Here is a 19,537-nt window from a genome sequence, read left to right as displayed (position 1 = left end):
TCGAATTTTTATGTTTGTAGTGGTCTTCGGGGCGGTAACCGCCCGTCTGGACAGACGCCAACATTAATTCAAGCCGTGGATTTTTGCGGGGCTGATTTGTGGCTATGGGACTTTGGTCTAACGGGTTGTCCGCCAGCGCGTTTGCGTAGACCATGGGCGCCTTGGTTTTTGCCTGTGCCAGAGTTCTTTACATGACTGCCAACACCGATTCGCGCCCGGCGCCGTTCAGCCGCTCGGACTACAAGACCCTGGGGCTTGCCGCCCTCGGCGGGGCGCTGGAAATCTACGACTTCATCATTTTCGTGTTTTTCGCCCTGACCCTCAGCCAGTTGTTCTTCCCGCCGGAAATGCCCGAGTGGCTGCGCCTGCTGCAAAGCTTCGGGATTTTCGTCACCGGTTACCTGGCGCGACCGTTGGGCGGCATCCTGATGGCGCACTTCGCCGATCGCCTGGGGCGCAAGAAAGTCTTCAGCCTGAGCATCCTGATGATGGCGTTGCCCTGCCTGCTGATCGGGATCATGCCGACCTACGCGCAAATCGGTTATTTCGCACCCTTGTTGCTACTGGTCCTGCGCGTTCTCCAGGGCGCGGCGGTGGGCGGCGAAGTGCCGAGTGCCTGGGTTTTCGTCGCCGAGCATGCGCCGATCGGTCACCGGGGCTATGCCCTGGGTTTCCTGCAGGCGGGGCTGACTTTCGGCTACCTGATCGGTGCATTGACCGCGACCTTCCTGGCGCAGGCTTTCACTCCGGCGGAAATTCTCGATTACGCCTGGCGGTATCCCTTCCTGCTCGGCGGCGTGTTTGGAGTGATCGGCGTCTGGCTGCGTCGCTGGCTCAGCGAAACCCCGGTGTTCATGGCCATGCAGGCGCAGCGCGAGGCGGCCGGCGAACTGCCGCTGCGCACGGTCCTGCGTGAGCATCGGCTGGCCATTTTGCCGGCGATGATTCTCACCTGTGTGCTGACCTCGGCCGTGGTGGTTTTCGTGGTCATTACCCCGACCATGATGCAGAAAACCTTTGGCATGACCGCCAGCCATACCTTCGCCTTGAGCGCACTGGGCATCGTGTTCCTGAACATCGGCTGCGTGCTCGCCGGGCTGCTGGTCGACCGCATCGGCGCCTGGCGCACGGTGATGCTCTATAGCTTGCTGCTGCCGCTGGGCATCGGTGTGCTTTACAGCTGTCTGATCATGGGCGGCGACTGGATCGGCCTGGCTTACGCCGTGGCAGGGCTGGCCTGCGGGGTGGTTGGCGCGGTGCCATCGGTGATGGTCAGCCTGTTCCCGGCGCGAATTCGCGTCTCGGGCATCTCGTTCACCTACAACATTGCCTACGCCGCGTGGGCGAGCATCACACCGCTGTTGTTGATCGGCCTGATGCCGTGGAGCCCGTGGATCTGCGTGATGTTCAGTGCGGTGATGGGCGCGGTGGGCGTGGGCAGTGCGGCGTACTTCGGTGTGCGGATGCCGAGAATCGCAGGCTGTTCTGCCGCTGGCGCGCATTGATCGGACCCGTTGTAACTATTTTTGTAGGACAAACCTGAAACACGCTTAAGTAAATGTTTCCAAGGCCGATGGTTAGGCTGCATATCGCTTTCTACCCCTGTCCATCGGTGCTTTCCCATGTTCAATAAACGCTTGAAGCAGGAGCTGTCGGCTCTTCGTGAAGAACTCTCCAGCCTCCAGCAAGTGAAGGAAAGTCTGGAAAGCGAAATGCTGGTGCTGACCCTCGACAGCGATGGACGGGTTCAGTCGGTCAATCAGAACTTCCTCGACGAAATGCATTACAAGAGCGGCGACCTGATCGGCCGGCACATCGACGACCTCGTCCCGGAACACGTGAAATTCGACGAATTCCAGCAGCGCTTCAAGAACGCGTTGACCCGTGGCGAGCACTTCGCCGGTGCGGTACGGCTGTTGCGCGGCACGGGGCAGGAAGCCTGGTTGCGTTCGATCCTGCAGCCAGTGCGCTCGGCGGACGGTCGGATCAAGTGTTTCTCGATCTTCTCCAGCGACCTGACCCGCACCATCGAGGCCTCCCGCGAACACGAGAACCTGATCGGTGCGCTGGTGCGCTCCACGGCGGTGATCGAGTTCGATCTCAACGGCAACGTGCTGACCGCCAACGACCGCTTCCTCAGTGGCATGGGTTACAGCCTGGCGCAGATCAAGGGCAAGCATCACCGTACCTTCTGCCTGCCGGATGAATACAACAGTGCCGAGTACCAGAACTTCTGGCGTCGCCTGAATGCGGGCGAGTACGTGGCCGACCGTTTTAAACGCGTCGACAGCCATGGTCGTACCGTCTGGCTGGAGGCGTCCTACAACCCGGTGGCCGATGCCAACAATCATCTCTACAAGGTGGTGAAGTTCGCCACGGTGATTACCGATCAGGTCAATCAGGAACACGCCGTCGCCGAGGCCGCCAACATCGCCTACAGCACCTCGCAACAAACCGACCGAAGCGCCCAGCGCGGCAACGCCGTGGTGACCCAGGCCGTGGACGTGATGCGTGACCTGGCCAAACACATGCAAACCGCCGGCGACGGCATCGAAGCCTTGAACGAGCAGTCGCTGGTGATCGGCACCATCGTCAAAACCATCAGCGGCATTGCCGAACAGACCAACCTGCTGGCGCTCAACGCGGCCATCGAAGCGGCGCGTGCGGGCGAACAGGGTCGCGGCTTCGCCGTGGTGGCGGATGAAGTCCGGCAACTGGCGTCGCGCACCAGCCAGGCCACCGATGAAATCGTCCTCGTGGTGCGGCAGAACCAGGACATGGCGCGCAACGCCGTGGCATTGATGACCGATGGCAAGCTCCAGGCCGAGCAGGGCCTGGCACTGGCGGCGGAAGCGGGCACGGTGATTGTCGAGATCCAGGACGGTGCACAGAAAGTGGTCAATGCGGTGGGGCAGTTTGCCAATCAACTCACTAACTGACCTGCGATCAGCTCTTGGTGGGAGTGGGCTTGCTCCGGGCGGCGTTCCGACGAAAGCGGTGTGTCATTCAACGCAACTGTGACCGAACTGACGCTTTCGCGAGCAAGCCCGCTCCCACAGGGTTACGTGGGCGCTACAATCGGCTCCTTTCCCTCAGGAGCAGACTTCCATGAGCGCTTCCCACCGCCGTCCGGTTCCCTTGTCCAAGGCTTATCGTCTGCTCAATCATGGCCCGACCGTACTGGTCAGCGCCGCCCACGATGGCCAACGCAATATCATGGCGGCAGCCTGGGCCATGCCGCTGGATTTCGAACCGCCGAAAATTGCCGTGGTGCTGGACAAGTCCACCTGGACTCGCCAGTTGCTGGAAGCCTCGGGCACGTTTGTGTTGAACGTTCCCTGCGCCGCCCAGGCCGACATTGTGCAGACCGTTGGTTCGACCTCCGGCCTGGAGTTGAGCCAGGGCCAGGGGCGCGACAAGTTCGAGACCTATGACTTGCAGACATTCACCGGCGAGTCGGTCGAAGCGCCGATGCTCGAGGGTTGCGTGGCCTGGCTGGAATGTCGCCTGTTGCCAGAGCCGAACAACCACCAGCAATACGATCTGTTCCTGGCCGAAGTGATTGCCGCCCAGGCCGACGAGCGCGTGTTTAGCGAAGGGCGCTGGCACTTTGAAGGGCAAGACGCCTTGCGCACCTTGCACCACGTGGCGGGCGGGCACTTCCTGACCATTGGCGAGCCGGTGGACGGCAAGAGCTTGCAGCCGTAAGGTTTCGACTATTGAGGTTGTAAGCACATTCACCAGGAGGCCAGGCGATGAAAAAACTGCGTGTAGGGATAATTTTTGGCGGGCGCTCGGCAGAGCACGAAGTGTCGCTGCAGTCGGCGAAGAATATCGTCGACGCCCTCGATCGCTCACGCTTCGAGCCGGTGCTGATCGGCATCGACAAACAAGGCCACTGGCACCTCAACGACCCTTCCAACTTTTTGCTGAACCAGGAAAACCCGGCGCTGATCGCCCTCAATCAGTCCAATCGCGAGCTCGCCGTGGTGCCCGGAAAAGCCAGCCAGCAATTGGTGGAAACCAGCAGTCAGGAAATGCTCGGCCACGTCGATGTGATCTTCCCGATCGTCCACGGCACCCTGGGTGAAGACGGTTGCCTGCAAGGTTTGCTGCGCATGGCCGATCTGCCGTTTGTCGGCTCCGATGTGCTCGGCTCGGCGGTGTGCATGGACAAGGACATCAGCAAGCGTCTGCTGCGTGATGCCGGCCTGGCCGTGACGCCGTTCGTGACATTGACCCGCGCCTCGGCGGCGCGCACCGGGTTTGCCGAGGTTCAGTCCCGGCTCGGTTTGCCGCTGTTCGTCAAGCCGGCGAACCAGGGCTCTTCCGTGGGTGTGAGCAAGGTCACCGACGAGGCCGAATACAGCGCAGCGGTGGAGCTGGCGTTGAGTTTCGATACCAAGGTGTTAGTCGAGTCTGCGGTCAGCGGCCGCGAGATTGAATGCGCAGTGCTCGGCAATGAGGACGCCATCGCCAGTGGTTGCGGCGAGATTGTGGTGCGCAGCGGGTTCTATTCCTACGACAGCAAATACATCGACGACACGGCCGCAGAAGTCGTAGTGCCGGCCAATATCAGCGTCGAGGCCAGCGAGCGTATTCGCGCCCTGGCCGTCGAGGCGTTCCAGATCCTGGGCTGCTCCGGCCTGGCCCGTGTCGATGTGTTCCTGACCGACAGTGGCGAAGTGCTGATCAACGAAATCAACTCGCTGCCTGGCTTCACCCGCATCAGCATGTACCCGAAATTGTGGCAGGCCACCGGCATGACCTACAGCGAGTTGGTGACGCGATTGATTGAACTGGCGCTGGAAAAACATCAGGTTCGGCAGGGGTTGAAGATCAGTCGTTAAGTGCGCTGCTGAAGGGCGCTGCGTTTATCCAGTTCACACGCGTTATCGTTAACCACCATCGCAGGCAAGCCAGCTCCCACAAAAGAACGCGCCCACGCCGAAACTGTAGGAGCCAGCTTGCTGGCGATGGACGCAAGTGCGCCGCGTTTATCCAGATCACACGCGTTATCGTTGACGACCATCGCTGGCAAGCCAGCTCCCACAAAGGACCGCGTCCGGGTCGAAAATGAAGTGAGTTCCAGACCAGTGAAGCCCCCCAAAAAGGGCCTGCTCACTGGCAGGCCTTTCATCACTCCAGCGCGTGACTCAATCCCCCAGCGCCTGCCCCTCACGCCGCGGGTCGGCACCTCCCGTCAGCGACGCTTTGCCCTGGGCGTCCTTGACCCGAACAATCGCCTGGGTGCCGCTGGTCATGTCGATTTCGCTCACGCTGTGCCCTTTGTCTTTCAGCGCCTGAATCAGCGCGGGGCTGAACTGGCCCTGTTCCAATTCTGTCGGGCCGTTGCGGCTGCCGAAGTTGGGCAGGTTGATGGCTGCTTGCGCATCGAGATTCCAGTCGAGCAGGCCGATGGTGGATTTGGCCACGTATTCGATGATTTGCGAGCCGCCGGGGGAGCCGACAGTGGCGAGGAATTCGCCGCTCTGGCGGTCGAAGATCAGGGTCGGCGCCATGGATGAGCGCGGGCGTTTGCCGGGTTCGACGCGGTTGGCGACTTTCTGCCCGTTTTCCTCGGGGATGAACGAGAAGTCGGTCATCTCGTTATTGAGCATGAAACCCTGAACCATGATGTGCGAGCCGAACGCCGATTCGATGGTGGTGGTCATCGACACGGCGCCGCCTGCGTCATCGACGGCCACCACTTGCGAGGTGGAAATCCGCAGCGGCGAACGGTCCGGTGCGTAGGCCACCCGGATGCCCGGCGGCGTGCCGGGTTTGGCCGTGCCCATGCTGCGTTCGCCGATCAGGGCGGCGCGGCTGGCGAGGTAGGCCGGGTCGACCAGGCCCTTGACCGGCACGGGCACGAAGTCGGCATCGGCCAGGTACTGCGCGCGGTCAGCGTAGGCCAGGCGTTCGGCTTCAGAGATCAGGTGCACGGCTTGCGGGTCGGGTTCGCTGCCGGCCGGGGCTGTGGTCTTGACCGGTTTCAGCGGTGCCAGCGCCAGGCGCTTGTCGCGAGCTTCCAGGGCTTGCAGCGTACCGAGGATCTGCGCCACGGCGATCCCGCCCGACGACGGTGGCGGCATGCCGCAGACTTGCCAGCGTTTGTAGTCGGTACACAGCGGTGCGCGTTCCTTGGCCTGGTAGTTGGCGAGATCGGTCAGGGACAGGCTGCCGGGGTTGGCGTGGCCCTGGACCTTGGCGGCGATTTCCTCGGCGACCGGGCCTTTGTACAGGGCATCCGGGCCTTCATGGGCGATGCGTTTGAACACGGCGGCCAGTGCCGGGTTCTTCAGGTGGGTGCCAACGGCTTTCGGGCTGCCATCGGCATTGCGGAAGTAAGCCATCATTTCCGCAGAGCGTGGCATGGACGAATCTGCAGCGATCAACTGGTGCAGGCGCGGTGAAATGGCAAAGCCTTGTTCGGCGAGCCGGATGGCCGGTTCGAACAATTGCGCCCAGGGCAGGCGTCCGTGTTTTCCATGGGCCAGTTCCAGGGCACGCAGTACGCCGGGCGTGCCCACCGAGCGGCCGCCAATCTGCGCCTGGGTAAAGCCCATCGGTTGTCCATTGGCTTGCAGGAAAAGTTTTTCGGTGGCACCGGCCGGGGCGGTTTCACGGCCGTCGTAGGTGCGCACGGCTTTGCCATCCCAAAGTACGATGAATGCGCCGCCACCGATGCCCGAAGACTGTGGCTCGACCAGCGTCAACACCGCTTGCATCGCAATCGCGGCATCGATGGCCGAGCCGCCCCGGCGCAGCATCTCCCGCCCGGCTTCGGCTGCCAGCGGGTTGGCCGCCGCTGCCATGAATTTCTCGGCGTGTTGAGTTTTCAGATCGGTGCGGAAACCGGAAGCGCTTTCCGGGGCGAGCGGCAGCGTCGGCACCGAAGCGTTGTTGCACGCGGCCAGGGTCAAGGCACTGACGATCAGCGCCAGGGCAGGCAGGCGATGGCGGCGCAAAGCGAAGGTTGAGAACACGTGGGGTACTCCGTCCGTTGGATCTACGATCAGTGGACTTTATCGGCCGACTGGGAGGGACGCAAACCGGGTCCTACGGCACTGACGTTTTTGTCCTTCATCAAAGGCAGGAATTTCTGTAGGGTCGTTGCCAACAGGCAGGCCAGAAAATCAACAAGAGGCAGACATGCACACCGAGTTCCCAATCCAGCCCGGCTATCGCACCCAGCGTGAACAGTTTCTGGCCGCAGCGGCTGCCGCAGGCGCAACCTTGACTGAGTATCCACACCCGCTCAAAGGTCCGTTCGGTGAATCGCTGAGTACCGATGTGGCGGTGTTGGGTGATCCGGGCGCCAAGCGTCTGTTGATCGCGCTGAGCGGCACTCACGGAGTTGAAGGCTTCTATGGCTCGGGCTGCCAGATCAAATGGCTGCAGGAGTTGGGCAAGCGTTCCCTGCCAACGGATGTCGCCGTGGTCATGATCCATGCCATCAACCCCTGGGGCATGGCGTGGTTGCGCCGGGTCAACGAAGACAACATCGACCTGAACCGCAATCACCTGGATTTCCAGCGCCCGCTGCCGGACAACCAGGCCTATAACGCCCTGCATGAAATCTATGCCTGCCCGCAATTGCACGGCCCCGAGCGAGAGCGTGCCGATGCCTTGCTCGACGAGCAGATTCGCCTGCATGGCTGGCCGGCGGTGATGTCGATTGTCGAGGGCGGTCAGCATGCTCACCCCGATGGCCTGTTCTATGGCGGGCTGGCGCCGAGCTGGTCGAACCGCACGCTGCACCGGATCGTGCAAAAGCACCTGGCCCATGCCGAAGTGGCCATGTGTTTCGACTTGCACACCGGTGCGGGTGAATACGGTCATCCGATGCTGCTGACCATCACCGAGTCCGCCTATCCGGCGTTACCGGATGCGCAGGCGATTTACGGCCCGTGGCTCTACAGCCTGCACACCGGCGCCGATACCCTGAGCGAAACCGGCGTAGCGGCGACGGCTACCGGCTACACCTCGCAGGCGTTGATCGATGCGCTGCCGCAGGTGCGCCTGATGCCATTCGTCATCGAGTGCGGAACGTATCCGGGGCCGGACGTTCATCGTCATCTGCGTGATGACCACTGGCTGCATCTGCACGGCAACCCGAGTGACGCCGTAGGGCGCGGGATCAAGTTGAATCTGCTGGAGCAGTTCTATCCGGCCGATAGCGATTGGCAGTCGATGGTCTGGTTGCGCACGTGGCAAATCTGGGAGCGGGCGTTGTCGGCATTGCCGACATTGTAGGAGCGAGCTTGCTCGCGATGGTCGTTAACGTTAACGCGTGTTTACTGGCTAAACGCTGTGCTCTTGAGTCCATCGCGAGCAAGCTCGCTCCTACAGGCATAAAAAAACGGCCTACCTTTCGGTAAGCCGTTTTTAGTACTTGGTGGCTACACAGGGACTTGAACCCCGGACCCCAGCATTATGAATGCTATGCTCTAACCAACTGAGCTATGTAGCCAAGTGGCGCGCATTATTCACCGGTAACGGGGATGCGTCAAGCATAAATCTAAAATATTTCTCTGCGCTTTCAACCGTTTATCAAAATCTACCTTCCAGGCAGTGGTGAAGGGCAGCGCTGGAAACCGCCAACGACCTCGACATCCACCTCAATTCGGACATGCTCTACGTCAACAACGACCACGCACTGTCGGCGGATGTGGCGTGGTTTATCGACTGGCTCAAGACCGAGTTGGAGCAGGACTTCCCGCAAGCGGTGATCCGCGCCTGAGCAGGGCTGCCGGATTCAACTCAAGCGGAAGCGCCCGGTGTTGTCGCTTAACGCTTTGCTGCCCTGACTCAGGGTGTCCGCTGCCTGGTTCACCGCGCGGGCACCTTCGAGCAAACGTAGCGCTGCCTGATCGACCTGCTGGATATTGCCGCTGACCTCGTCGGCGGTACTGGCCTGCTCCTCCACCGCCGTGGCGATGTGCGCCAGGGTATCGGTGACACTCTGCACGGCACTGGCGATTTCCCCGAGCCGTTCACCAAGGCCGGTGACCGCTTGTGCATCACTCTCTGCCTGAGTGCACGCGGCCTCCATCAGGTTGACGGCCTCGTTCACGGTGTGACGCAGGCTGTCGACCGTGCCGGCAATCTGTGCGGTCGACGATTGGGTGCGCTGCGACAGGCTGCGTACTTCATCGGCCACCACCGCAAAGCCACGCCCTTGTTCGCCCGCCCGCGCCGCCTCGATGGCGGCGTTGAGTGCCAGCAGGTTGGTCTGCTCGGCGACGCCCCGAATGGTGTCGACCACCAGTTGAATCTGCTGTCCTTGCTCGCTGACCCGGCCCAGTGCCGCAGCGGTTTCGTTCAGGCGTTGATTGAGTTGCTGGATGCTCGCGGTGGTGCGCTGGCTGTCGCGGCTGCTGTCGGCGGCAATGCGCCGGGTGTGCTGGGCGCTGCCGGACGCCTGTTCGCAACTGTGGGCGACCCCTTGTGAGGTGGCGGCCAGTTGCGTCGCCGCCGCGGCAATCTGGCTGATCTGCAATTGCTGGGCTTCGACTTCGCCCAGGGCGTCACTGGAGTGATGGTTGAGGGATTGCACTGCGTGGCTCAGTTGCAGGGTTTCGTGATCCACCCCTTGCAGGCTGGTGCGCAGTTGCACCACGGCGACGTTCAGCGCGGTGCTGATGACCGCCAGTTCGTCCCGTCCCTGAACCGGTACTTGCAGGCTCAGATTGCCATCGCGCAGGGCCTCGGCCAATACCGTGATGCCGCTGGCGCTGCGGCGGATCGAAGCCTGCAAGCAGATGAACAGATACAGCGCAGCCAACAGCAGGCAGCCGAACACGGTAGCCACCACAATGAACTGGCGGATCGCCGAGCCGTGGTAGTAATCCAGACGTTGATCCAGCGACACCAGCGACTGCTGGCGCAATGAAGCGAGGTCGGAGAGCAGGGCGTCGAGACTGCGTTCGAAGTCCTCTGGCTTGAGTTTGATGCTGCCGCCGAACACGCCGTCATCCAGCACCTTCAGGCCTGAGTCCAGGCGCTTGAGGCTGTCGTGGTATTGCCCGGCCCAGGTTTGCAGGGCGCTGGGCAAGCGCGCTTCGAGCAGGCCAGCGGTTTTCACCAGCTGCTCTCGTGCATCGCCGATGCGGCTGCGCAGGTCGCGCAGTTGCAGGCGGCTTTGCAGGGTGAACTGCCCGGACACTACCGATGCCTGGCCCACCGCCGCCAGGCGACCGACCCGTTCGATCAGGTCGGGGGCGTGTTGGGTGGAGATCTGCGTCAGCAGATAAGTCTCCAGCCACGGCGCCAGTGTCAGGCGATTGTCCATGGCGATCTGCTCGCGCAAGGCTTGCAGGGCGATCAGGGCGTTGGTGAAGCGATCGTAGCCATCCGGCCACCAGCCGACGCCGCTCAGGCTTTTTGAGTCGAGGCCATCGAGGGCGGTTTGCAGGGCCTGATAACGGCTCAGTGTTTCGCTCTCGGCAGCTTCTTTTTGCAGGGCATTGCCCAATTCGGCAGTGGCCTGGCTGACGGCGGGTTGGACTGCATCGAAGGCGCCCATCGCAGCGAGGGTGGCCGGTGTCGGCTGGCGATTGGTTTCCGTGGCGCGCCAACGGGCGGCGCGATCACGCTGGGCGGCGAGCAGGTCATCCAGTGCATCAAGGGCCAACAGTTGCCGCACCCCGGCACGTTCGCCGGAGATCAGGCTGAGTTTGTCGCGATAGTCCTGGCCGATCATCCACAGGCTGCCGGCCAGCGGCAGGATAAACAGCAGAAACAACAGCTGGAATTTGCGCGCAAAACCAAAACGCCCCAGCAACCCGATCCCCGGTGATAAAAAAGCCTGCATGCCCCACGACTCCTCTGGACACCACGCACCATTGGCGTGCGTCGGAGGTTGTTGCACCGCCGACTCGTGCCCGCTAAAAAGGCCTCGAAAGTTCACCCTTGTCTGCTCTGTAGGCCGACTCTGTGGCGAAACTTCCCATTGTCGGCCTCCTTTGTAAGGAAGCCGCGTTCAAGCCGACAAAGAAGGCAAGATTCAGACCATGGCGTTGCGCCATCAATGTTGTGGCGATGAAAACCGAGGTCGTTAGCAGGCTAAGGGGATGGCGTTGCCGCACTGAAAAATGGCACATTGACGCACCTGCAGTTTGTACCTCCTGTTGTCTGGAAATTCCCATGGCTATCAGCAACGCCCAGACCGGCTCAGTGCCGGCGTCCGCTACGCCCCAAAGCAGTCCCCTGGTGATGCGCATCATCGGTGCGGTGGCGCTGGCGCATTTGATCAACGACCTGATCCAGTCGGTGCTGCCGTCGATCTACCCTATGCTCAAGGCCAGCTATGGCCTGACCTTCACCCAGGTCGGCCTGATCACCCTGACGTTCCAGTTGACGGCCTCGCTGTTGCAGCCGTGGGTGGGTTACTACACCGATCGCCACCCCAAGCCGTGGCTGCTGCCGGCGGGTACGGTGTGCACCCTGGTCGGCATTCTGATGATGTCGGTAGTCGGCAGCTTCCCGCTGATTCTGCTGGCGGCGGGCTTGATCGGCATCGGTTCTTCGACCTTCCATCCCGAAGCGTCCCGCGTGGCGCGACTGGCTTCGGGCGGGCGCTTCGGGCTGGCGCAATCGACCTTCCAGGTCGGGGGTAACGCAGGCTCGGCGTTCGGCCCGTTACTGGCGGCGGCGATCATCATTCCCTACGGTCAAGGGCACGTGGCCTGGTTCGGCCTGTTCGCAGTGTTTGCGTTGTTCGTGCTGTACCGGATCAGCCGCTGGTACGCCAACCACTTGAACCTTTTCAAGCTCAAGCAAGGTCAGGCAGCGACTCACGGCCTGTCCAAGGGCCGAGTGACCAGCGCGCTGGTGGTGCTCGGGTTGCTGGTGTTCTCCAAGTATTTCTACATGGCCAGCCTCACCAGCTATTTCACCTTCTACCTGATCGAGAAGTTCGACCTGTCGGTCGCCAGTTCGCAGTTGCACCTGTTCCTGTTCCTTGGTGCGGTAGCGGCGGGGACATTCTTTGGCGGGCCGATCGGCGACAGGATCGGGCGTAAGGCCGTGATCTGGTTCTCGATCCTCGGCGTTGCACCGTTCACCTTGTTGCTGCCCCATGTCGACCTGTTCTGGACCAGCATCCTGAGCGTGGTCATCGGCTTCATCCTCGCCTCGGCGTTCTCGGCCATCGTGGTGTACGCCCAGGAACTGGTGCCGGGCAATGTCGGGATGATCGCCGGGGTGTTCTTCGGTTTGATGTTCGGTTTCGGCGGGATTGGCGCGGCGTTGCTGGGGCACCTGGCGGATATTCACGGCATCGAATACGTGTATTACCTGTGTTCGTTCCTGCCGTTGTTCGGGGTGTTGGCGATCTTCCTGCCACGGACCAAAAAGGCCTGACCCAACACAAATCCCTGTGGGAGCGGGCTTGCTCGCGAATGCGGTTCGCCAGCCACATGTACTTCGACTGACACTCCCTCTTCGCGAGCAAGCCCGCTCCCACAAAGGGGGGGTGGTGTGGCGGATGATTGTGTCGGGCACAAAAAAGCCGCGTATCAAACGCGGCTTTTTCTTGGGCGTGTGGCTTACACGTTGAAGCGGAAGTGCATCACGTCGCCGTCCTTGACGATGTAGTCTTTGCCTTCCAGACGCCATTTACCGGCTTCCTTGGTACCGGCTTCACCCTTGTACTGGATGAAGTCGTTGTAGGCGATCACTTCGGCGCGGATGAAGCCTTTCTCAAAGTCGGTGTGGATCACACCAGCGGCTTGTGGTGCGGTGGCACCGACGCGCACGGTCCAGGCGCGGACTTCTTCGACACCGGCGGTGAAGTAGGTCTGCAGGTGCAGCATTTCGTAGCCGGCGCGGATCACGCGGTTCAGGCCAGGCTCTTCGAGGCCCAGGGCTTCGAGGAACATGTCTTTCTCTTCGCCGTCATCGAGCTCGGCGATTTCCGCTTCGATCTTGTTGCACACCGGTACAACCACGGCGCCTTCTTCTTCGGCGATGGCGCGTACAACGTCCAGGTGCGGGTTGTTGTCGAAACCGTCTTCAGCGACGTTGGCGATGTACATGACCGGCTTGGTGGTCAGCAAATGGAAGCCCTTGATCACCGCTTTTTCATCGGTGCCCATGTTCTTCATCAGGCTGCGCGCCGGCTTGCCTTCGGTGAAGTGAGCGATCAGTTGCTCCAGCAGGCCTTTCTGGACTACTGCGTCCTTGTCACCGCCCTTGGCGTTGCGCGCGACTTTCTGCAGTTGCTTCTCGCAGCTGTCGAGGTCGGCGAAGATCAGTTCCAGGTCGATGATTTCGATGTCGCGTTTCGGGTCGACGCTGTTGGAGACGTGAATCACGTTCTCGTCTTCGAAGCAGCGGACCACGTGGGCGATGGCATCGGTTTCACGGATGTTGGCCAAAAACTTGTTGCCCAGGCCTTCACCTTTCGACGCGCCGGCAACCAGGCCCGCGATGTCGACGAATTCCATGGTGGTCGGCAGGATGCGCTTTGGATTGACGATGGCTGCCAGGGCTTCCAGGCGCGGATCCGGCATCGGCACGATACCGCTGTTCGGTTCGATGGTGCAGAAGGGGAAGTTCTCGGCCGCGATCCCGGATTTGGTCAGGGCGTTGAACAGGGTGGACTTGCCGACGTTAGGCAGACCGACGATGCCGCAATTGAATCCCATGGTGTTTTCCCCGAGGAGTGAGTCAGGCCTTCTGGCTGTGCAGGTTTTTCATCGCGCGGTTCCATTCCCCGGCGAGGATATCCGGCAGCACGCCGAGGGCAAAGTCGATGCTGGCATCGAGTTTTTCCTGTTCGGCGCGTGGCGCACGACCCAGGACGAAATTTGAAACCATACTGGCAACGCCCGGGTGGCCAATGCCAAGCCGCAAGCGATGAAAGGTATTCTGATTGCCCAGTTGCGCAATGATGTCGCGCAACCCGTTGTGACCGCCGTGGCCGCCGCCCACTTTGAGCTTGGCAACGCCCGGAGGCAGGTCGAGTTCGTCGTGCGCCACGAGGATTTCTTCAGGCTTGATGCGGAAGAAACCGGCGAGTGCCGCCACGGCCTGGCCGCTGCGGTTCATGTACGTGGTGGGAATCAGCAGACGAACATCCTGACCCTGGTGCGAATAGCGCCCGGTCAGGCCGAAATATTTGCGGTCCGCCACAAGGTTCACGCCTTGTGCGTTCGCGATGCGCTCAACAAAAAGGGCCCCTGCGTTATGCCGGGTCTGTTCGTATTCAGCGCCTGGATTTCCCAGGCCAACGATCAGTTTGATGGCAGTCACGATAGGGGCCCTTCATTGGAGTGGTGGATAACATCGCCGCAATCAGGGAGAGCGGCGAAAGTGGACGAAAGTTGCTCATTTACCATGATGTAAACTCCGCGTTCTCGCCCGCTTTCTCGCTATGCTCTAGTCCGCGATGTTTCCGGTCACTCCGGCAGCGCAGAGTAAATTACTCTGCAGCGCCTTCTGCAGCTTCTGGAGCAACACGTGGAGCGTGGACGTTGGCAACAGCCTTGTCATCGCCGTGTGCCAGGGCCACGAACTCAACGCCTTTAGGCGCCTTGAGGTCCGACAGGTGAATGATCGAACCGATTTCAGCGTTAGCCAGGTCGACTTCGATGAACTCAGGCAGATCTTTCGGCAGGCAGGAAACTTCGATCTCGGCAACAACGTGCGAGATTTCGCCGCCTTTCTTGGTCGGTGCTTCTTCGTTGATGAAGTGCACTGGAACGATGGCGGTCAGTTTCTGGCCAGCGACTACGCGTACGAAGTCAGCGTGCATCACGTGGCCTTTGGCCGGGTGACGCTGCAGGGCTTTGATCACGACGTTCTGCTTGGTGCCACCAACGTTCAGCTCGATGATGTGGCTGTAAGCCGCTTCGTTTTCGAGCAGTTTGGCAACTTCTTTGGCCAGCATGCTGATGGATTCAGGGGCTTTGTCGCCACCGTAAACTACAGCTGGAACCAGGCTTGCGAGACGACGCAGGCGGCGGCTCGCACCTTTCCCCAGGTCGGAACGCACTTCAGCATTCAGAGTAAAATCGTTCATGTTGTATCTCCAAAATAACCACACTCGCCCCAGCGTTTGCGACCAGCGCTAAAGGCGATATGGGCAAAAAAGCCCCGCCCCGACAGGAATGCCGGGGCGGGGCGCTTTTCGTCAACGAGACATTTCGAGAAGGGCAGGGCCCTTAGCGGAACATCGCACTGATCGATTCTTCATTGCTGATGCGGCGGACCGCCTCGGCAACTACCGGTGCGATATCCAGTTGGCGGATACGCGCACAGGCTTGTGCTGCAGCGGACAGCGGAATGGTGTTGGTCACCACCAGCTCGTCCAGCACGGAATTTTCAATGTTCTCGATTGCCCGACCCGACAGCACAGGGTGCGTGCAGTAGGCGAAAACCTTGGCAGCGCCATGCTCTTTCAAGGCCTTGGCCGCGTGGCACAGGGTGCCGGCGGTATCGACCATGTCATCGACCAGAATACAGGTACGCCCTTCGACATCACCGATGATATGCATCACTTCAGAGTGATTGGCTTTCTCACGGCGTTTGTCGATGATCCCGAGATCCACGCCCAGGGATTTGGCAACGGCACGTGCACGCACGACGCCGCCAATGTCCGGGGACACGATCATCAGGTTTTCGAAGCGCTGATCTTCGATGTCATCCACCAGAACCGGGGAGCCGTAGATGTTATCTACCGGAATATCGAAGAAACCCTGGATTTGGTCAGCATGCAGATCAACCGTGAGAACACGGTCGATGCCGACTACGGTAAGCATGTCAGCCACGACTTTCGCGCTGATAGCCACACGTGCGGAACGCGGACGGCGATCCTGACGGGCATAACCAAAGTAAGGAATAACAGCAGTGATACGAGTAGCCGAGGAGCGGCGGAAGGCATCAGCCATCACTACCAGTTCCATCAGGTTATCGTTGGTCGGAGCGCAAGTCGGCTGAATAATGAAGACGTCTTTACCGCGGACGTTTTCATTGATCTCGGCGGTAATTTCGCCGTCGGAGAATTTACCGACAGAGATGTCACCGAGAGGGATATGCAGCTGACGTACGACACGCCGAGCCAGATCGGGGTTAGCGTTCCCCGTAAAGACCATCATCTTGGACACGCGCAGTACCTGAAGGCTGAGGGTAACCTGGATGAGTATAGGAAAATGGCAGGGGCGGCTGGATTCGAACCAACGCATGGCAGGATCAAAACCTGCTGCCTTACCGCTTGGCGACGCCCCTGTATCTGTTGCAACGATTACCCGGTAATCGGTTCCTTTAGAGCAGACTTTGAAGCTTGCGATGCAACATCGAAACGTTGCTTCCTTTTGCTACAAAACCTGTAAGGGTCTCTGTCAGAAGGGCCGAGACTTTATCAGCTTCAGCTTTGCTTGGGAAGCCCCCAAACACACAACTTCCAGTTCCGGTGAGTTTTGCTTCGGTAAATTTACCTAACAAATTCAAAGCGTTACGTACCTCTGGATAACGCCTTGTTACCACCGGCAAGCAGTCATTTCGACTGTTTCCCTTGGGAACGGGGCGCACTTTAATGGGAGGAGTGTTACGTGTCAACAACGGATCTGAAAAAATTTCTGCCGTACTTACAGAGACTTGCGGTACCAGCACCAGATACCACGGTTCTTCGGGGTCGACAGGGGTCAGTTTCTCCCCCACGCCCTCGGCGAAAGCCGCATGACCACGAACGAAAACCGGGACGTCGGCGCCCAGCGTCAATCCCAGGCCAGCCAGGCGATCTTCATCCCAGCCCAATTGCCAAAGGTGATTGAGGCCGAGCAAGGTCGTTGCGGCATTCGAACTGCCGCCGCCAATGCCGCCACCCATGGGCAGGATCTTTTCGATCCAGATATCGACGCCCAGCGAACAACCGGATTGCTCCTGAAGTTTTTTCGCGGCCTTGACGATCAGGTTGCTGTCGTGGGGCACGCCTGCGAACTCGGTGTGCAGCTGAATGACGCCGTCATCGCGCAGGGCGTAGGTGATTTCGTCGCCGTAATCGAGAAACTGAAACATCGTTTGCAGTTCGTGGTAGCCGTCTTCGCGGCGACCGAGAATGTGCAACATCAAATTGAGTTTGGCCGGAGACGGCAGAGTCAGGCGATTGGCTGGCATGTCATGACCCCAGTTTGCGTGGTTGCCAGGCCTTGATCACCAGCGTGACGTCAAGGTCGGTGCCATGCAGCTTGATGCGCTCGGGCAGCCAGTAGCCATTTTGCTGGGTGTAGTCGGTGTATTCGACCTGCCAGCCATCCTGCTCGAGGTTGGCCAGGCGACTGTCGGTATCCAGGGTCAGGTGACTTTTGCTGTCCGGAGCCGGGAGCCCGCGTACCCACCAGGCCAGATTGGACACCGGCAGCTTCCAGCCCAACTGCTCTTCGAGCAGCACTTCCGGGTTCGGCGCGTCGTAGCGTCCCTGGTTGGCGACTTCCAGCGACACCTTGCCCGGACGTCCGGTCAGGCGAGCCGCACCGCGGCCCAGTGGTCCGGACAGGCGAATATCGTAGTAGTCCTGGCGTTGCAACCAGAACAGCGTGCCGCTGCCCGAGTCTTTCGGCGCACGGATGCCGATCTTGCCGTCGATCTGCCAGCCATCGAGGCCGGTCAGTTGCTGTTTGTGCTCGCGCCATTGGGCGGCGTTGCCATGTCCCTCGACCGATTCGCGGGGACCAAGGCCTGCGCAACCGGCGAGCAGGGCGATAAAACTGAAAACGATGAAATGGCGCAAAAACATAATCTTAAAGAGTCTCTGATCCGGTCAGGCGTTTGATGGTGCCACGCAGGGTCGGGCTGTCAGGCTGTTCCTTGAGGAATTTGCCCCAGACTTGTCTGGCTTCGCGCTGTTTGCCGTTGGCCCACAGGACTTCGCCCAGGTGCGCGGCGACTTCCTGGTCGGGGAAGCGTTCCAGGGCCTGGCGCAGCAGACGCTCGGCTTCGTCGAGATTGCCCAGGCGGTAATTCACCCAGCCAAGGCTGTCGAGCACCGCCGGATCTTCCGGACTGATCTGGTGTGCCTGCTCGATCAGGGCCTTGGCTTCGGCGTAGCGTGTGGTACGGTCGGACAAGGTGTAGCCGAGGGCGTTCAACGCCATGGCATTGTCCGGGTCGCGCTTGATGATCGTGCGCAGGTCTTTTTCCATCTGCGCCAGGTCATTGCGTTTTTCCGCCTGCATGGCACGGGTGTAGAGCAGGTTCAAATCGTCCGGGTATTGCTCCAGGGCTTGATGCAGAACACTCCAGGCCTTGTCGCCCTGATTGTTGGCGGACAGGGTTTCGGCTTCGATCAGGTACAACTGGATCGCGTAATCCGGCTGCTCGTCGCGCTCTGCCGCCAGCTTTCTTTGCGCTTCGGCGGTCCTGCCGTTGTCTATCAGGATGTCGGCCTGACGCAATTGCGCCGGCAGGAAATCGTTGCCCGGGCCCACCTTGGCGTACTCGATCAATGCGCCTTGCGGGTCGTTTTGTTCTTCGGCGATACGGCCGAGGTTCAGGTGCGCCGAGTCGACGTGGCTGTCCCGGGCGATCAAGTCTTCAAGATAACCCTTGGCCTCGTTCCACGCCTTGGCTTCCAGGCAGACCAGTGCCAGGGAGTATCGCAGGTCGTCGTCTTCCGGGTACTGCTGAACCAGGCTCGAGAACTCGGCCTTGGCGTCGTCCATGCGGTCCTGTTCAACCAGCATCCGCGCATAAGTCAGGCGCAGGCGCTTGTCGTCCGGGTATTTCTTGATGCTTTTCTGCAGCAGCGGCAAGGCCTCGTCACCGCGATCGAGGGTTTGCAGCAGGCGTGCGCGCAGCAGAATCGGGGCAATTTCGCCGTCGTCCGGCGGATTGTCTTCCAGCAGTTTCAGTGCGCCTTTGGTGTCGCCATCCTGTTGCATCAGCAGCGCCTTGCCGAAAATCAGCTGGCTGTTGTCTGGATGGCGCTGCAGCAAGCGGTCGAAGCTTTTCATCAGGCCGTTGCGTGTGTCCTGGTCGGTGTCGGCCGCCGACAGCGCCAGGAAGTCGAAATGAGTGTCGCCCTTGCCTTGCAGGACTTTCTCCATATAGACCATGGAGTCGTCATAACGCCCGGCGCGGGCCAGTTGCACGGCAGCGGCGCGTTGCGCTTCGAGGTCGTCGGGGGCGTTTTTCGACCAGATCAGCGCGGTGTCCAGGGCGGCCTGGTCGGCGCCCAGGTATTCGGCGATACGGAATGCCCGCTCCGAGATGCCCGGATCCTGGGTGTTGATGGCCTGGGTCACATAGTTGTCCAGGGCAATGTCGAAACGATTGCGCTGGCCAGCCAGTTCGGCGCTCAACAGGCTGAAGACGGTTTCCTCGCTGAAGGAGCTGTAGACCTTCGGCTTTTCAGGGGCCGGGGTGCTGTCTTCAACCGGCGGCGTACCGTCCGACGAAACGGGTGCCAAGGCCTGGCAGCCGCTGAGGAAGACAAAAGCGAGGAGCAACGCGGAAGATCTATTCATATAGGAGGAGGACGACTAACCTGCGGTCGGATCATCATGACACAAGCTTTAGGCCAAACATAACC

The 19,537-nt window shown here is 60.6% G+C and carries 15 protein-coding genes, 2 tRNA genes and 2 pseudogenes; 8 read left to right on the top strand and 11 right to left on the bottom strand.

The window, feature by feature from the left end; genetic code table 11:
• Nucleotides 1-191: 191 nt before the first annotated feature.
• From AC3WN7_RS05290 to ddlA, 5 genes and pseudogenes are all read left to right on the top strand, one after another.
• Nucleotides 192-1,505: an MFS transporter gene (locus tag AC3WN7_RS05290; RefSeq protein ID WP_095965591.1), complete on the top strand. Its 1,314-nt coding sequence runs from the start codon at nucleotides 192-194 to the stop codon at nucleotides 1,503-1,505.
• 117 nt (nucleotides 1,506-1,622) lie between these two features.
• A pseudogene (locus tag AC3WN7_RS05285) lies at nucleotides 1,623-2,348 on the top strand (PAS domain-containing protein); the annotation flags it as partial.
• Complete coding sequence (locus tag AC3WN7_RS05280) at nucleotides 2,331-2,939, top strand: methyl-accepting chemotaxis protein (RefSeq protein ID WP_256585617.1); 609 nt, start codon at nucleotides 2,331-2,333, stop codon at nucleotides 2,937-2,939. The pseudogene AC3WN7_RS05285 and the gene AC3WN7_RS05280, both read left to right, overlap by 18 nt.
• A gap of 169 nt (nucleotides 2,940-3,108) precedes the next feature.
• Nucleotides 3,109-3,708: a flavin reductase family protein gene (locus AC3WN7_RS05275; protein ID WP_095965589.1), complete on the top strand. Its 600-nt coding sequence runs from the start codon at nucleotides 3,109-3,111 to the stop codon at nucleotides 3,706-3,708.
• Nucleotides 3,709-3,755: 47 nt separating this feature from the next.
• Nucleotides 3,756-4,850: a D-alanine--D-alanine ligase gene (ddlA, locus tag AC3WN7_RS05270; RefSeq protein WP_095965588.1), complete on the top strand. Its 1,095-nt coding sequence runs from the start codon at nucleotides 3,756-3,758 to the stop codon at nucleotides 4,848-4,850.
• 306 nt (nucleotides 4,851-5,156) lie between these two features.
• Here the strand turns inward: ddlA and ggt are convergent, their stop codons facing one another.
• Nucleotides 5,157-6,989 carry a gamma-glutamyltransferase gene (gene ggt / locus AC3WN7_RS05265; RefSeq protein ID WP_102673426.1) on the bottom strand — a complete coding sequence of 611 codons (1,833 nt, stop codon included), beginning with the start codon at nucleotides 6,987-6,989 and terminating at the stop codon, nucleotides 5,157-5,159.
• Between the two features lie 166 nt (nucleotides 6,990-7,155).
• On the opposite strand from ggt, the gene AC3WN7_RS05260 reads away from it, so the two are divergent.
• Nucleotides 7,156-8,259, top strand: a complete 1,104-nt coding sequence (locus tag AC3WN7_RS05260; protein ID WP_207258397.1) for a DUF2817 domain-containing protein — start codon at nucleotides 7,156-7,158, stop codon at nucleotides 8,257-8,259.
• Between the two features lie 140 nt (nucleotides 8,260-8,399).
• On the opposite strand, the gene AC3WN7_RS05255 is transcribed toward AC3WN7_RS05260, so the two are convergent.
• Nucleotides 8,400-8,476, bottom strand: a tRNA-Met gene (locus AC3WN7_RS05255).
• 126 nt (nucleotides 8,477-8,602) lie between these two features.
• Here AC3WN7_RS05255 and AC3WN7_RS05250 point away from each other — a divergent pair.
• Nucleotides 8,603-8,746, top strand: a pseudogene (locus tag AC3WN7_RS05250) (LysR substrate-binding domain-containing protein); the annotation flags it as partial.
• 15 nt (nucleotides 8,747-8,761) lie between these two features.
• Here the strand turns inward: AC3WN7_RS05250 and AC3WN7_RS05245 are convergent.
• The gene (locus AC3WN7_RS05245; protein ID WP_442963889.1) at nucleotides 8,762-10,297 is read right to left on the bottom strand and encodes a methyl-accepting chemotaxis protein; all 1,536 of its coding nucleotides are present in this window, start codon (nucleotides 10,295-10,297) and stop codon (nucleotides 8,762-8,764) included.
• 854 nt (nucleotides 10,298-11,151) lie between these two features.
• Between AC3WN7_RS05245 and AC3WN7_RS05240 the strand changes: the two genes are divergently transcribed.
• Nucleotides 11,152-12,369: an MFS transporter gene (locus AC3WN7_RS05240; protein WP_095965584.1), complete on the top strand. Its 1,218-nt coding sequence runs from the start codon at nucleotides 11,152-11,154 to the stop codon at nucleotides 12,367-12,369.
• A gap of 185 nt (nucleotides 12,370-12,554) precedes the next feature.
• Here AC3WN7_RS05240 and ychF read toward each other — a convergent pair whose 3' ends face one another.
• The 8 genes from ychF to AC3WN7_RS05200 form a co-directional block, all read right to left on the bottom strand.
• Nucleotides 12,555-13,655 (bottom strand): redox-regulated ATPase YchF, encoded by a 1,101-nt coding sequence (ychF, locus tag AC3WN7_RS05235; RefSeq protein ID WP_095965583.1) that lies wholly within the window; start codon nucleotides 13,653-13,655, stop codon nucleotides 12,555-12,557.
• A gap of 22 nt (nucleotides 13,656-13,677) precedes the next feature.
• Entirely contained in the window at nucleotides 13,678-14,262 is a 585-nt protein-coding gene (pth, locus tag AC3WN7_RS05230; RefSeq protein ID WP_007973893.1) for an aminoacyl-tRNA hydrolase, read from the bottom strand.
• A gap of 169 nt (nucleotides 14,263-14,431) precedes the next feature.
• Complete coding sequence (locus AC3WN7_RS05225) at nucleotides 14,432-15,031, bottom strand: 50S ribosomal protein L25/general stress protein Ctc (protein WP_007973891.1); 600 nt, start codon at nucleotides 15,029-15,031, stop codon at nucleotides 14,432-14,434.
• Nucleotides 15,032-15,173: 142 nt separating this feature from the next.
• Nucleotides 15,174-16,115 carry a ribose-phosphate pyrophosphokinase gene (locus tag AC3WN7_RS05220; protein WP_003171603.1) on the bottom strand — a complete coding sequence of 314 codons (942 nt, stop codon included), beginning with the start codon at nucleotides 16,113-16,115 and terminating at the stop codon, nucleotides 15,174-15,176.
• Between the two features lie 46 nt (nucleotides 16,116-16,161).
• A tRNA-Gln gene (locus AC3WN7_RS05215) sits at nucleotides 16,162-16,236 on the bottom strand.
• 36 nt (nucleotides 16,237-16,272) lie between these two features.
• Nucleotides 16,273-17,124 (bottom strand): 4-(cytidine 5'-diphospho)-2-C-methyl-D-erythritol kinase, encoded by an 852-nt coding sequence (ispE, locus tag AC3WN7_RS05210; RefSeq protein ID WP_102673422.1) that lies wholly within the window; start codon nucleotides 17,122-17,124, stop codon nucleotides 16,273-16,275.
• Between the two features lies 1 nt (nucleotide 17,125).
• Nucleotides 17,126-17,743 carry a lipoprotein insertase outer membrane protein LolB gene (gene lolB, locus AC3WN7_RS05205; protein WP_095965581.1) on the bottom strand — a complete coding sequence of 206 codons (618 nt, stop codon included), beginning with the start codon at nucleotides 17,741-17,743 and terminating at the stop codon, nucleotides 17,126-17,128.
• Between the two features lie 4 nt (nucleotides 17,744-17,747).
• Nucleotides 17,748-19,472: a tetratricopeptide repeat protein gene (locus tag AC3WN7_RS05200; protein WP_102673421.1), complete on the bottom strand. Its 1,725-nt coding sequence runs from the start codon at nucleotides 19,470-19,472 to the stop codon at nucleotides 17,748-17,750.
• Between the last annotated feature and the right edge of the window lie 65 nt (nucleotides 19,473-19,537).

Source organism: Pseudomonas sp. FW305-70, from assembly GCF_058783925.1.
The sequence above is the reverse complement of the archived record's forward strand: the minus strand, read 5'-3'. Positions and strand labels throughout refer to the sequence as shown.

Excerpts from the sequence above, each read along its gene's own strand:
- AC3WN7_RS05290 (WP_095965591.1), top strand. The coding sequence starts at position 192 with ATGACTGCCAACACCGATTCGCGCCCGGCGCCGTTCAGCCGCTCGGAC.
- AC3WN7_RS05275 (WP_095965589.1), top strand. The coding sequence starts at position 3,109 with ATGAGCGCTTCCCACCGCCGTCCGGTTCCCTTGTCCAAGGCTTATCGT.
- ddlA (WP_095965588.1), top strand. The coding sequence starts at position 3,756 with ATGAAAAAACTGCGTGTAGGGATAATTTTTGGCGGGCGCTCGGCAGAG.
- AC3WN7_RS05260 (WP_207258397.1), top strand. The coding sequence starts at position 7,156 with ATGCACACCGAGTTCCCAATCCAGCCCGGCTATCGCACCCAGCGTGAA.
- AC3WN7_RS05245 (WP_442963889.1), bottom strand. The coding sequence starts at position 10,297 with ATGGACAATCGCCTGACACTGGCGCCGTGGCTGGAGACTTATCTGCTG.
- AC3WN7_RS05240 (WP_095965584.1), top strand. The coding sequence starts at position 11,152 with ATGGCTATCAGCAACGCCCAGACCGGCTCAGTGCCGGCGTCCGCTACG.
- ychF (WP_095965583.1), bottom strand. The coding sequence starts at position 13,655 with ATGGGATTCAATTGCGGCATCGTCGGTCTGCCTAACGTCGGCAAGTCC.
- AC3WN7_RS05225 (WP_007973891.1), bottom strand. The coding sequence starts at position 15,031 with ATGAACGATTTTACTCTGAATGCTGAAGTGCGTTCCGACCTGGGGAAA.
- ispE (WP_102673422.1), bottom strand. The coding sequence starts at position 17,124 with ATGCCAGCCAATCGCCTGACTCTGCCGTCTCCGGCCAAACTCAATTTG.
- lolB (WP_095965581.1), bottom strand. The coding sequence starts at position 17,743 with ATGTTTTTGCGCCATTTCATCGTTTTCAGTTTTATCGCCCTGCTCGCC.
- AC3WN7_RS05200 (WP_102673421.1), bottom strand. The coding sequence starts at position 19,472 with ATGAATAGATCTTCCGCGTTGCTCCTCGCTTTTGTCTTCCTCAGCGGC.